Genomic DNA, 12,740 nt, shown 5'->3' with positions numbered 1-12,740 from the left:
GTGTCACCCGTAATGCGTGGTGGACACCATAGCGGGCGCTTGACGGTCCGTTGACCACGCGCGCGCCTCGGTGTGGCGGGACCGCGATGAATTCGGGCGGATGGGTCGCGTCGAACCATGCGACACCCCGGTGGGAGCCAAGAGCAGGCCTGGGGACGACATGACGCGCGGCCGGCCTCCGGGCCCGGGGTGTCGGGCGCGCCCGGTGCGCCGTCCGGGCCGGCTACCGGGCGCGCCGGTAGAACGGCAGCTCGACGACGTCGAAGGGCTGCCGGGTGCCGCGCACGTCGACGTCGACGGCGCTCCCCACGCCGGCGTGGGCGGCGTCCACGTAGGCCAGCGCCACCGGGTGGCCCAGGGTGGGGCTCGGCGCGCCGGAGGTGACCTCGCCGACCACGTCGTCGCCGACGAGGACCGGCTGCTGCGCCCGCGCGGCCCGCCGCCCGGCGCCGCGCAGGCCGACGAGCCGGCGGCCCGTGCCAGCCTCCCGCGCCGCCCGGGCCGCCTCGAGGGCGCGCCGGCCGACGAAGTCGTCCTTGTCGAGGGCGACGACGCCGCCGAGCCCGGCGGCGTAGGGGTCGGTGGCGCGGGTGAGCTCGTGGCCGTACAGCGGCATCCCGGCCTCCAGGCGCAGCGAGTCGCGGGCCGCCAGCCCGGCCGGGACCAGCCCGTGCCCCTCCCCGGCCGCCAGCAGGGCGGCCCACAGCGCCGCGGCGGCCCCGTTGGGCACGAAGACCTCGAAGCCGTCCTCGCCGGTGTAGCCGGTGCGCGCGACGAGCGCGTCGGCCCCGGCGACCGTCGCCCGGGCCGCGGCGTAGTAGCGCAGGCCGGTGACGACCTCGCGCTGCCCGCCCGGCACCAGCGACGCCACGATCGCCTCGGCGGCCGGTCCCTGCACCGCCAGCAGCGCGGTCTCCGCGGACACGTCGGTGACCGCGGCGTCGAACCCGGCCGCCCGCTCGGTGAGGGCGGCGACGGCGGCGGCCGTGTTCGCGGCGTTGGGCACCACGAGGAAGCGGTCCTCGGCCAGGCGGTAGGTGATGAGGTCGTCGACGATGCCGCCGTCCTCGGCGCACAGCAGGGAGTACCGGGCCCGGCCGACGGCGACGCCGGAGAGGCGGCCCACCAGGGCGTGGTCCAGGGCGGCGCCGGCCTGCGGCCCCTCGACGCGGACCTCGCCCATGTGGCTGAGGTCGAACAGGCCGGCGGCGGTGCGCACCGCGCGGTGCTCGGCGAGGTCGGAGGAGTAGCGCACCGGCATCCGCCAGCCGCCGAAGTCGGTGAAGGCCGCACCGAGGCGGGCGTGCTCCTCGGCCAGCACGGTGGACCGGATCGTCGGCGCCTCGCTCATCGCACTCCCTCGTTCGCGGCGGTGGGCCCCCTGTGCGGCGGTGGGCCCCCTGTGCGGCGGTGGCCCCCTGTGCGGCGGTGGCCCCAACGTAGCGGACCGGGCGCGACCCGCCCCCGCAGCGGCGACCTACACTTCTGCCACGATGACTGCTGCTCCACCGGCCCACGCCGCCCCCGCCCGCACCGCCCCACGCACGTACCTCGTGCGCACGCTGGGCTGCCAGATGAACGTCCACGACTCCGAGCGCCTCGCCGGGCTGCTCGAGGAGCGGGGGTACGTGCCGGTCGAGTCCGTCCCCGAGGCCGCCGCGCGGGCCACCGAGGCCGGCGACGGCGGCGCGGACGTGGTGATCCTCAACACCTGCTCGGTGCGCGAGAACGCCGCCACCCGCCTGTTCGGCAACCTCGGCCAGCTCGCCTCGGTCAAGCGCGAGCGGCCGGGCATGCAGATCGCCGTCGGCGGGTGCCTGGCCCAGCAGATGCGCGCCGGCATCGTCGAGAAGGCGCCGTGGGTCGACGTCGTCCTGGGCACGCACAACCTCGACGTGCTGCCCGCGCTGCTCGAGCGCGCCCGGCACAACGCCGAGGCGCAGGTGGAGATCGAGGAGGCGCTCAAGGTCTTCCCCTCCACCCTGCCCACCCGGCGCGAGTCGGCCTACGCGGCGTTCGTGTCGGTGTCCGTGGGCTGCAACAACACCTGCACCTTCTGCATCGTGCCGCACCTGCGCGGCAAGGAGCGCGACCGGCGGCCCGGCGACGTGCTCGCCGAGGTGCAGGCCGTCGTCGCCCAGGGCGCCATCGAGGTGACCCTGCTCGGGCAGAACGTCAACAGCTACGGGGTGGGCTTCGGCGACCGCGGCGCCTTCGCCAAGCTGCTGCGCGCCTGCGGGGAGATCGAGGGGCTCGAGCGGGTCCGGTTCACCTCCCCGCACCCGGCCGCCTTCACCGACGACGTCATCGTCGCGATGGCCGAGACGCCCAACGTCATGCCGAGCCTGCACATGCCGCTGCAGTCCGGCTCCGACGCGGTGCTGCGCGCCATGCGCCGCTCCTACCGGCAGGCGAAGTACCTCGGCATCATCGACCGCGTGCGCGCGGCCATCCCCGACGCCGCCATCACCACCGACATCATCGTCGGCTTCCCGGGTGAGACCGAGGAGGACTTCCAGGCCACGCTCGACGTCGTCGAGGCGAGCCGGTTCTCCTCCGCGTTCACCTTCCAGTACTCCCGGCGGCCCGGCACCCCGGCCGCGGACCGCGAGGACCAGGTGCCCGCCGAGGTCGTGACCGAGCGCTACCAGCGCCTCCTCGCCCTCCAGCAGCGCATCTCCACGGAGGAGAACGAGCGCCAGGTCGGGCGCACGGTCGACGTCCTCGTCGCCGAGGGCGAGGGCCGCAAGGACGGCGCCACCCACCGCATCACCGGCCGCGCGGCGGACAACCGGCTCGTCCACGTGGCCCTGCCCGCGGGCCTGCCCGAGGCCGACCGGCCCCGGCCGGGGGACATGGTCACCGTCGAGGTCACCCACGGCGCGCCGCACCACCTGGTGGCGGACTCGGCGCTCACCGGCGGGACCTACCGGCTGCGCCGCACGCGCGCCGGCGACGCCTGGGAGCGCCGCGCCGGGCTCGTGGAGGAGCCGCACGGGCACGCCGCGCCGGCGGCCGGGCCGGTGACCCTCGGCATGCCCTCGCTTCGCCGCTGACGCGGCGCCGCCGGTCCGGACGTCACACCGGCAGGGTGTAGCGGCGCTCGCGGCCGTACGCGGTGAACCCGACCGACCGCAGGATCGGCCCGGCGGAGGCCACCCGGGCCTTGACCAGGGCCAGGGTGAGCCCGCGCCAGTGCGCCTGCGCCAGCCGCTCGCCCAGGACGGCGCGGTAGGCGCCCCGCCCCCGCCAGGCGGGCAGCGTGCCGGCGCCCCCCAGGCGCACGACCGGGCCGGCCAGGGTGCACGCGGCGGCCGTGGTCGGTTCCGTCCCGACGTAGCCGACCACGCGCAGCTCCCCGCGGGCCCGCTCGGCGGCCACCTCGGCCAGCGCCGCCGCGACGTGCCCGGCCTTGGGTTCGGGGGTGCCCCACAGCGCCGCGGCGACCCGGTGCCAGTCGAGCAGGGCGCGCGGCTCGGTCACCGTCGTGGCCGTCACGTCCGGCGGGACGGCGAGGTCGGGCACGCCGTCGGCCAGGTCGCGGGCCAGCACCTCGACCTCGTCGGTCACGACGCCGCCCCGTTGGCGCAGCGCCGCCGCGAGGTCGGCGGCGTCGTCGGGCACCCACCAGCACAGGGCCGGCGCCCCCAGCGTGCGCACCCGGGCGAGCACCTCCGCCACGAGGTCCGCGGCCGGGCGCGCGGAGGTGGTCCGCGGCACCTGGGCGGGGCAGTCCAGGTCGGTGGGGGAGAGGACGAGGCGGTAGTCGGCCGTGGAGAGGTCCGTCGCGTCCGGCGGCACCCGCACCCACTCCGCGGCAGCCGCGCCGACCCGCTCGGGCGTCCACGTCGTCATCGCTGTCCTCCGCCCGCCCTCCGGCTCACACCTCCGGCGAGGGCTCCTCGATCGGCGGCATGGACCGACCCAGCGCCTGGAAGAACTGCACGCCCGCGGACAGCCCGCCCTCGATGATGTCGAGCAGCTGACGGTCGGTCGCGCCGGCGCCGACGTCGGCCATGATCTCGGTGCGCACCCCCACCCCGTCGGGGGTGGGGGCGGTGAAGACGGTGGGCCAGATCTTGTCGCGGTTCCAGTCGTTGGCGGCCTGCGCGACCGCGCCGCGCAGCTCCTCCGGCACGAGCCGGCCCCACAGGCCGCGCACGCTGAGGAAGTCCTGCTCCTCCCCGGCCAGGCGGATGTGGAACTGGTAGCCGTCCCACACCCCGGTCAGCGAGCCGTCCGGCTCGGTGCGCACGTGATAGCCGCGGTCGGTGATGATCTCGAGCAGCCGGGCCGCGGTCACCGGCGAGGTGCGCACCGGTGGCGGCCCGGGCGGGCGCCGCCCGGTGTCGCGCGCCGGCCGGGCATCCTCCCGCCCGTCGGCGGCCCGCTGGAGGTTGTCGGTGGCGCTGCGTCCGGCGTCCGGGGGCCCCTCGCCGCCGCGGCGCCACCACGACCACCGGCTCACGACATCCCGCCCGGCGAGGTCTCGGCCGGGTCGGGGTACTGCAGCTCCAGGTCGCGCATCATCCGCATGCCCTGCCCCACGCCGCGCTGGACGAGCCGGGCGAGCTGGCTGTCGCTCACCCCCGCCCCGAGCGGGGTGGAGACCTCCGCGACGACGCTGAGCCGGCCGTCGTCGAGCACCCGCACGTAGCACTTGGGCCCGACGTACTCGCGGTTCCAGCCGTCCACGAGCGCCAGCACCTCGCCGAGCCGTTCCAGCGCGAGGCGGCGGTGCCAGGAGCCGCGCACCTGCAGCACCGACTCGTCCGGGCCGAGGAGGTAGATGTGGAAGACGGCCTGCGCCCACATCGCGCCGAGGTCGCCGTTGCGGTCCTGGAAGAGCGGGTAGTCGAGCTCCTCGAGGACGGCGGCCACGCGCGCCTGCGTGAGGGGGAGGACGACGTCGCGGGCCGCGGCCGCGCCGGTGGCGGCGCCGGGCCCGCCCGCGGGCCGCCCCGCATCGTCGAAACCGGGCCTGGCCATGGTCACGAGCGTACGCGCGACGCCCCCCGCGCGCCCCGCCGGTAGGTTGGACGATCGTGCACGACTTCACGTCCGCGCCGGCGGCCGACCCCGCGCCCGGGCCCCAGGGCGGCACCGGCGCGAACCCCGCGCCCGGGCCCCTGGCCGGCACCGGCGGGGACCCGGCGCCCGGACCCGCGACCGGCCCGGTCGTGGCCGTGGTGGGGATGACCGCGACGGGCAAGTCCGCGCTCGCACTCGACCTCGCCGAGGCGCTCGGCGGGCCGGGGGCGGCGGAGGTCGTCAACGCCGACGCCATGCAGCTCTACCGCGGCATGGACGTCGGCACCGCCAAGCTGCCGGTGGCCGAGCGGCGCGGCGTCGCCCACCACCAGCTCGACGTCCTCGACGTGCGCGAGGAGGCCACCGTCGCCGCCTACCAGGGCGCCGCGCGCGCCGACCTCGCCGCGATCCGGCGGCGGGGGCGGGTGCCGCTGCTGGTGGGCGGCTCGGGCCTGTACGTGCGCGCCGCGCTCGACCACCTGGACTTCCCCGGCACCGACCCCGGCGTGCGCGCCGAGCTGGAGGCCCGCGCCGAGCGGCTGGGCACCCGCCCCCTGCACGACGAGCTCGCCCGGCTCGACCCCGAGGCCGCGGCCCGCATCGACCCGCGCAACACCCGCCGGGTGGTCCGCGCCCTCGAGGTGATCGCCCTGACCGGGGAGAAGTTCTCCGCGCGCCTGCCCGAGCACGTCTACGCCGTGCCCGCGGTCCAGCTCGCCATCGCCGTCCCGCGGCCCGAGCTCGACGCGCGCATCGCGGCACGGGCCGAGCAGATGATGCGCGAGGGGCTGGTCGAGGAGACCGAGGCGTTGCTCGCCCAGGGGCTGGCCGAGGGGCCCACCGCCCGCCGCGCCGTCGGCTACGCCCAGGCCGCCGAGGTCGTCGCCGGGCGGCTCAGCCGGGAGGAGGCCACCGCCGCGATCGTCGTGGCCACCCGCCAGCTGGCCCGCCGGCAGGAGAAGTGGTTCCGCCGCGACCCGCGCATCACCTGGCTGCCCGTGGCGGACGCCACCGACCTGCGTGACCAGGCGCTGCGTACCCTGGGCCTATGACCACCACCTTCGGGGCCCTGGCCGGGCGCGCCCTGACCACGGGCCACGGCACCGAGAACGACTTCGTCCTCGTGCCCGACCCGGACGGGCTGCTCGCCCTCACCGCCGCCGAGGTCGCCGCCGTCTGCGACCGCCACGCCGGCCTCGGCGCGGACGGCCTCATCCGCGTCGTGCGGTCCGCGGCCGTGCCCGAGGGGCGGACGGTGCTGGCCGAGGACCCGGCCGCGGAGTGGTTCATGGACTACCGCAACGCCGACGGCTCGCTGGCCGAGATGTGCGGCAACGGCGTGCGCGTGTTCGTCCATTACCTGCGCGAGCGCGGCCTCGTCGCGCTCGCCGCCGGCGAGACGGTCGTCGTCGGCACCCGCGGCGGCCCCCGAAGGGTCACCTTCGACGGCGAGCTGTACACCGTGGAGATGGGCCGCTGGGCCATGCCGGGCGGCCAGGCGGCGGTCAGCGCCGGCTACGACGTCGTCGTCGGCGTGCCCGGGCTCGGCGGGCCGCGCGGCGGGCTGCGGGTCACCGTGCCGAACCCGCACACCGTCGTCGCCCTGCCCGACGAGACCGAGCTGGCCGGCGCGGTGCTCACCGCCCGGCCCACCTACGACCCGGTCCCGCCCGAGGGCACGAACCTCGAGCTCGTCGTCCCGCTCGGCGAGAGCGGCGGCGACGGCGGGGCGGTGGGCCGGATCCGCATGCGCGTGCTCGAGCGCGGGGTGGGGGAGACCCGCTCCTGCGGCACCGGCACCTGCGCCGCCGCGCTCGCGGTGCGGGCCTGGGCCGGGGACGGCGCCCCGGACGCCTGGCAGGTGCTCGTGCCCGGCGGGCAGGTCACCGTGCGGGTGCTCGGCGACACCGTGACCCTGACCGGTCCAGCGGTGCTCACCGCCGACGTGACGCTGCTCGGCTGACCACGCGCCGGCCCCCATCCCGGAGGAACGTCGATGCCCAAGAAGAAGCCCAAGCCCCGCAAGACGCCCTCGCAGCGGCGTCGCCACCAGGGTGCGCCGGACCGGCACGCCGCCCCCGTGGCCGTGCCCGCGCTGCTCGCCGAGCTGGAGGAGTGGGCCCGCGAGCTCGACCTCTTCATCGAGGACAGCACGTGGCTCGTCGAGCGCGCCATCGACCTCAAGCGCGAGCAGCTCGGCTCGCCCGACCCCACCGCGTGGACGGAGCAGGAGATCCGCCACGTCTTGACCGAGGCCTTCCCCCGGAGGGTCGCCACCAGCGCCGACGACGCCCGGCTGCTCGTCCCGGCGATGACGCTGTTCTTCAGCTTCCTGCTCTCCACCGGCCGCTTCCGCTCGGCGCTGAGCGACGCCGGCCTGACGGCCCTGATGGAGGAGCTGGCCGGCGAGGTGCCGCGGGCGCTCCAGGACCCCGCCCGCCGCTCGATGGGCGGCAACGTGCTCGAGTACGCCACGGAGCTCGGCGTGGACGTCGCCGACCCCGCCCAGCTCGCCGCCTTCTTGGAGCGCTTCAACAACCTGCCCTACGAGGAGCGGGTCGCCATCACCGACGGCACGGTGTTCGACGAGCCGGGGAAGCACGTGTGGGCCTGGCCGGCGACGCTGGGACACGAGCCGGACGCCTGCGCGCTCTCGACGGGGCCCTTCGACGCCGACGCGGCTGCCGCCTGGTTCGCCCGGTCCCCGCTCTGGCGACGGGCCCGCGCACTGCTGGGCTGGGTCGGCGAGAGCCGGCAGCTCACGAGCACGGGGGCCCTCCGGCGGGCGGACACCGCCGAGGTCGTCTCTCTGCTCGGTATCGAGGGGAACCCGAGCCCGACGTCGATGTGGAAGGTCGGCGAGCTGGTCCTGCTCTGGGTGGCCCTCGTCCGGCTGGGATACCTCGAGGTCGGCGACAAGCACGTGACGCCCGGGGAGGAGGCGCTGCCCGAGCCGGACGCCGCAGGCATCAGTGCCGCGGCGGCGTCCCTGCACGCGGCCGTGCTCCATGCCTTCCTGGAGCGCGGAGCCGAGGAGTATCGCGCCACCGTTCCCGACCTCGCCGTCGGAGCGCTGATGCGGGCGGCGGAACCCGCCGGGCTCACCGCCGTCTCCCCGGGGCTGGACACCCGGCCGTGGGGAGCGGACGAGCTCGGCACCCGGTTCATCGCGAGCGACCTGGCGAAGCTCGCGTCGCTCGGCGTCGTGGAGCGGGAGGGGGACACCTACCGCCTGCCGGAGATGCTGCACCCCATCGTCCCGGCGGCCGTGGCGATGCTGGACGCGGGCTGAGCGGGGCCGACGCCGCCTCCTGGCGGGTCCGCGTGCGCGCCCGCCGCCCCAGCACGGGACCGGTCAGGGGCGGCGCGGCCGCACGGTCAAGACCCGGAAGCCCTTCGAGCTCGCCGTGCGGGTGACGTCCGCGCCGAGCTCCTCGGCCAGCCAGCGGTGCAGCGAGTCCGCCCCGAGGTTCTTCTGCACCACCAGGTGCGCCCTGCCGGTCGGCGCGAGCAGGCCCAGCCAGGCGGTGAGCAGCTCGTGCAGGGCCGCCTTGCCGACCCGGATGGGCGGGTTCGACCAGAGCTCGTCGATGCGGGTGCCCTGCGCGCGGAAGGTCGCCAGCGCCTCGCCGGCGTCCAGCGCGCTGACGTTGCCCAGGCCCAGCGCCGCGGCGTTGCGCGCCGTGAGGTCCACCGCCCGGTGGTTGACGTCGACCCCGTAGACCCGCGCCGCCGGCGAGGCCAGCGCCATCGCGAGCGTGATCGGGCCCCAGCCGCAGCCGACGTCGACGAGGGTGCCGGTCTCCGGCGGGTCGTCGACGGCGTCGAGCAGCACCCGGGTGCCCAGGTCGAGCCGGTCGCCGGAGAACACCCCGGGCGCCACCTGCACGGCGACGTCCCGGCCGCGCAGGCGCACCCGGAGCGGGCGGAGCTCGGCGGGGGAGGCGGGCTCGGCGGAGAAGTAGTGGTCGGGCGTGCTCACGCCGCCAACCTACCGGGGCGGCCCGGGCGCCCCGCCCCCGTGGGATGATCAGCGGCCCGCCCGGCGTTGGGGATAAACGATGGCCCACCCCCGCACCGCGTGGGATCCTGAGGGGAGCCCACGGAAGGACAAGATGACCCCCAACTCACCCACCCCGGACGAGCAGCAGGACGGCGCCGGCGCCCAGCGGGCGGCCGAGGACGTCGTCGCCCGCATCCTGGCCCGTGCGGGGGCGTCCCTGACGTCGACGGCGGGCACGGCGCTGGAGTCAGGCGACGGCGGCGGGCCGGCGGACGCGGAGTACGACGGGGACCAGCTCGAGCGCGAGGAGCGCGCGGCGCTGCGCCGGGTCGGCGGGCTGTCCACCGAGCTCGAGGACGTCACCGAGGTCGAGTACCGGCAGCTGCGCCTCGAGCGCGTCGTGCTCGTCGGCCTGTGGTCCGCCGGGAGCGCGGAGATGGCGGAGGTCTCGCTGCGCGAGCTGGCCGCCCTCGCCGAGACGGCCGGCTCCCTCGTGCTCGACGGGCTGCTCCAGCGGCGCACCACCCCCGACCCCGGCACCTACCTGGGCTCGGGGAAGGCCGCCGAGCTGGCCGAGATGGTCCAGGCGGCCGGCGCGGACACCGTCATCGTCGACGGCGAGCTCACCCCGTCCCAGCGCCGCGGCCTGGAGGACATCGTCAAGGTCAAGGTGATCGACCGCACCGCGCTGATCCTCGACATCTTCGCCCAGCACGCGAAGTCCCGGGAGGGCAAGGCGCAGGTGGAGCTGGCCCAGCTCGAGTACCTGCTCCCGCGGCTGCGCGGCTGGGGCGAGTCGATGTCCCGGCAGGCCGGTGGCCGGGTGGCCGGCGGCGCGGGGATCGGCTCGCGCGGCCCCGGTGAGACGAAGATCGAGCTGGACCGGCGTCGCATCCGCACCCGCATGGCCCGGCTGCGCCGGCAGATCAAGGAGATGGCCCCGGCGCGGGAGACCAAGCGCGGCTCCCGGCGCCACAACCAGGTCCCCTCGGTGGCCATCGCCGGGTACACGAACGCGGGCAAGTCCTCCCTGCTCAACCGGCTCACCGGCGCCGGCGTCCTGGTCGAGAACGCCCTGTTCGCCACCCTGGACCCCACGGTGCGCCGGGCGCGCACCCCCGACGGGCGCGAGTACACCCTCACCGACACGGTCGGCTTCGTCCGCTCCCTGCCCACCGAGCTCGTCGAGGCCTTCCGCTCCACCCTCGAGGAGGTCGCCGACGCCGACCTGATCATGCACGTCGTCGACGCCGCCCACCCCGACCCCGAGGGACAGGTCCGCACCGTGCGCGCCGTCATCGCCGACATCCCCGGCGCGGCGGACGTGCCCGAGCTCATCGTGCTCAACAAGGCCGACCTGGCCGCTCCCGAGGACATCGCCGCGCTGCGCACCCGCTACCCCGGCGCGGTGGCGGTGTCCGCGCGCACCGGCCGCGGCGTCGACGAGCTCGCCCGGCGCATCGCCGAGCTGCTGCCGCGCCCGACGGAGCTGGTCGACGTCGTCGTCCCCTACGACCGCGGCGACCTCGTCTCCCGCGCGCACACCGACGGCGAGATCCTCGCCGAGGAGTACGTCGAGGGCGGGACCCGGCTGCACGCCCGGCTCGACCCGGACCTGGCCGCCCACGTGCGGTCCGTGGGCACCCCGTGGACCGAGGCGCCCGCCGCGCGGTCCGCGTCCTGATGGCCGACGTCGACGGGCTGCTGGCCGACGCGGTCGCGGCCGTGGGCGGCGCCGCGCGCCCCGGCCAGCAGCGGATGGCCGCCGAGGTCGCCCAGACCCTGCAGGACGGCTCGCACCTGCTCGTCCAGGCCGGCACGGGCACCGGCAAGTCCCTCGCCTATCTGGTGCCGGTCCTGGCCCACGCCGTCGTGGCGGGCCAGCGCGCCGTCGTCTCCACGGCCACCCTCGCGCTCCAGCGCCAGGTGCTCGTCCACGACGCCCCGCGGGTGGCCGCCGTCGTCGCCGAGCGCACCGGCCTGCGTCCCGACGTCGCCCTGCTCAAGGGCTGGCACAACTACCTGTGCAAGCACAAGGTCGCCGGCGGCTACCCGGCCGAGGACGAGCCGGGCCTGTTCGCCGCCTCCGCCGCCACCGGGGTGGACCCGGCGTCCCCGGCCCCGGCGGGTGCCGCGCCGGCCGGGCCGGAGCGGGCCTCGCTGGCCGAGCAGGTGCTGCGGCTGCGCGAGTGGGCCGAGGAGACGACCACCGGCGACCGCGACGACCTCGTGCCGGGCGTGAGCGAGCGGGCCTGGCGCCAGGTGTCGGTGACCAAGATGGAGTGCCTGGGCCAGCGGTGCCCGATGATCGCCGAGTGCTTCCCCGAGGCGGCGCGGCAGGCGGCCCGCGAGGCCGACGTCGTGGTGACCAACCACGCGATGCTCGGCATCGCCGCCGCCGGGTCGCCGAACGTGCTGCCCGAGCACGACGTCCTGGTCGTCGACGAGGCGCACGAGCTCGCCGACCGCGTCACCGCCCAATCGACCCTCGAGCTCAGCGCCGCGGTCGTCGAGCGCACCGCGCGGCTCGCCCGCCGGCACGCCGGCGTCAACGACGAGACGCTGGAGAAGGCCGTCGCCCTGCTGCGCCAGCGGCTCGAGGTCGTCCCCGACGGCCGGCTGCCCGAGGGCCTGCCCGCGGGCGTGCGCGACGCCGTCGTGCTGGTCGAGGCCGGCTCGCGGGCCGCGATCAGCGCGATGAAGCCGGAGAGCGGCGCCAACGCGCAGGAGGACGCCGGCGGTCGGGCCATGGCCCGCTCCGCCATGGTGGTGCTCCACGAGGTCGCCGAGCGGCTCCTCGGCGACGGCGTGGCGCAGCGCCGCGACGTGCTGTGGTGCGAGCGCCCGCGCATCGGCAGCGAGCAGCCCCGGCTGCGGCTCGCCCCGCTCGACGTCGCCGGCCCGGTCAAGGACCACCTGCTGGCCGGCCGCGCCGTGGTCCTGACGTCGGCCACCCTCGCTCTCGGCGGCACCTTCGACCCCATGGCCCGGGCCCTCGGACTCACCCTCGACGAGGAGCGGGCCTGGCGGGGCCTCGACGTCGGATCCCCGTTCGACTACCCGCGCCAGGGCATCCTCTACATCGCCCGGCACCTGCCCAGCCCCGGCCGTGACGGCACCAGCGGCCAGGCGCTGGACGAGCTGGTCGAGCTGGTCCGCGCCGCCGGCGGCGCCACCCTCGGCCTGTTCTCCTCCCGCCGCGCCGCCGAGGCCGCCGCCGACCGGCTGCGCGCGGAGCTGGACACCCCGGTGCTGTGCCAGGGCGAGGACCAGCTGCCCACCCTGGTGCGCCGCTTCGCCGAGGACGAGGCCACCTCGCTCATGGGCACCTTGTCGCTGTGGCAGGGGGTGGACGTGCCGGGCCCGACCTGCCGGCTGGTCGTCATCGACCGCATCCCCTTCCCCCGCCCGGACGACCCGGTGCGCTCGGCCCGCTCGGAGGTGGTCGCCGCGGCCGGCGGCAACGGCTTCATGTCCGTGGCGGCCACCCACGCCGCGCTGCTGCTGGCCCAGGGCGCCGGGCGCCTCGTGCGCTCCACCGGGGACCGGGGCGTCGTCGCCGTCCTCGACCCGCGCCTGGCGACCGCCCGGTACGGCACCTTCCTCACCCGGTCGATGCCGCCGCTGTGGCGCACCTTCGACGGGGAGGTCACCCGCGGGGCGCTGCGGCGCCTGGCGACCGCGCGGGCCGGCGCCGAGGCCTGAC

The 12,740-nt window shown here is 76.8% G+C and carries 11 protein-coding genes; 6 read left to right on the top strand and 5 right to left on the bottom strand.

The window, feature by feature from the left end; genetic code table 11:
- Window positions 1-223: 223 nt before the first annotated feature.
- Window positions 224-1,351 (bottom strand): glycine cleavage system aminomethyltransferase GcvT, encoded by a 1,128-nt coding sequence (gene gcvT, locus GD880_RS00165; RefSeq protein WP_152229626.1) that lies wholly within the window; start codon window positions 1,349-1,351, stop codon window positions 224-226.
- A 142-nt stretch (window positions 1,352-1,493) separates the two neighbouring features.
- Between gcvT and miaB the strand changes: the two genes are divergently transcribed.
- On the top strand, window positions 1,494-3,056 hold the full coding sequence (gene miaB, locus GD880_RS00160; protein ID WP_152229625.1) for a tRNA (N6-isopentenyl adenosine(37)-C2)-methylthiotransferase MiaB: 1,563 nt from the start codon (window positions 1,494-1,496) through the stop codon (window positions 3,054-3,056).
- 22 nt (window positions 3,057-3,078) lie between these two features.
- Here the strand turns inward: miaB and GD880_RS00155 are convergent, their stop codons facing one another.
- Genes GD880_RS00155 through GD880_RS00145 form a run of 3 tightly spaced genes read right to left on the bottom strand, consistent with a single transcriptional unit; the run spans window position 3,079 to window position 4,989 of the window.
- Window positions 3,079-3,855 carry a GNAT family N-acetyltransferase gene (locus GD880_RS00155; RefSeq protein ID WP_152229624.1) on the bottom strand — a complete coding sequence of 259 codons (777 nt, stop codon included), beginning with the start codon at window positions 3,853-3,855 and terminating at the stop codon, window positions 3,079-3,081.
- Between the two features lie 25 nt (window positions 3,856-3,880).
- The gene (locus tag GD880_RS00150) at window positions 3,881-4,468 is read right to left on the bottom strand and encodes a type III secretion system chaperone family protein (protein ID WP_193314296.1); all 588 of its coding nucleotides are present in this window, start codon (window positions 4,466-4,468) and stop codon (window positions 3,881-3,883) included.
- A complete protein-coding gene (locus GD880_RS00145) occupies window positions 4,465-4,989 on the bottom strand; it encodes a type III secretion system chaperone family protein (protein ID WP_152229622.1) in 525 nt (174 codons plus the stop codon). The genes GD880_RS00150 and GD880_RS00145 overlap by 4 nt, the downstream gene beginning before the upstream one ends.
- Window positions 4,990-5,045: 56 nt before the next feature.
- Here GD880_RS00145 and miaA point away from each other — a divergent pair, with 56 nt between their 5' ends.
- From miaA to GD880_RS00130, 3 genes are read left to right on the top strand one after another with little or no spacing between them, the layout of a single operon-like run.
- Window positions 5,046-6,083, top strand: coding sequence for a tRNA (adenosine(37)-N6)-dimethylallyltransferase MiaA (miaA, locus tag GD880_RS00140; protein WP_226909258.1), 1,038 nt, complete (start codon window positions 5,046-5,048; stop codon window positions 6,081-6,083).
- On the top strand, window positions 6,080-6,994 hold the full coding sequence (gene dapF, locus GD880_RS00135; protein ID WP_152229621.1) for a diaminopimelate epimerase: 915 nt from the start codon (window positions 6,080-6,082) through the stop codon (window positions 6,992-6,994). Before miaA ends, dapF begins: the two co-directional genes overlap by 4 nt.
- A 33-nt stretch (window positions 6,995-7,027) precedes the next feature.
- Window positions 7,028-8,323 (top strand): hypothetical protein, encoded by a 1,296-nt coding sequence (locus GD880_RS00130; RefSeq protein ID WP_152229620.1) that lies wholly within the window; start codon window positions 7,028-7,030, stop codon window positions 8,321-8,323.
- Between the two features lie 63 nt (window positions 8,324-8,386).
- Here the strand turns inward: GD880_RS00130 and GD880_RS00125 are convergent, their stop codons facing one another.
- Complete coding sequence (locus tag GD880_RS00125; RefSeq protein WP_152229619.1) at window positions 8,387-9,013, bottom strand: class I SAM-dependent methyltransferase; 627 nt, start codon at window positions 9,011-9,013, stop codon at window positions 8,387-8,389.
- A gap of 133 nt (window positions 9,014-9,146) precedes the next feature.
- Here GD880_RS00125 and hflX point away from each other — a divergent pair, with 133 nt between their 5' ends.
- The gene (hflX, locus tag GD880_RS00120) at window positions 9,147-10,718 is read left to right on the top strand and encodes a GTPase HflX (RefSeq protein ID WP_152229618.1); all 1,572 of its coding nucleotides are present in this window, start codon (window positions 9,147-9,149) and stop codon (window positions 10,716-10,718) included.
- Entirely contained in the window at window positions 10,718-12,739 is a 2,022-nt protein-coding gene (locus tag GD880_RS00115) for an ATP-dependent DNA helicase (RefSeq protein ID WP_152229617.1), read from the top strand. The genes hflX and GD880_RS00115 overlap by 1 nt, the downstream gene beginning before the upstream one ends.
- The last annotated feature ends 1 nt before the right edge of the window (window position 12,740 follow it).

It is taken from the genome of Georgenia ruanii (assembly GCF_009193175.1).
Classification (GTDB): domain Bacteria; phylum Actinomycetota; class Actinomycetes; order Actinomycetales; family Actinomycetaceae; genus Georgenia; species Georgenia ruanii.
The sequence above is the reverse complement of the archived record's forward strand: the minus strand, read 5'-3'. Positions and strand labels throughout refer to the sequence as shown.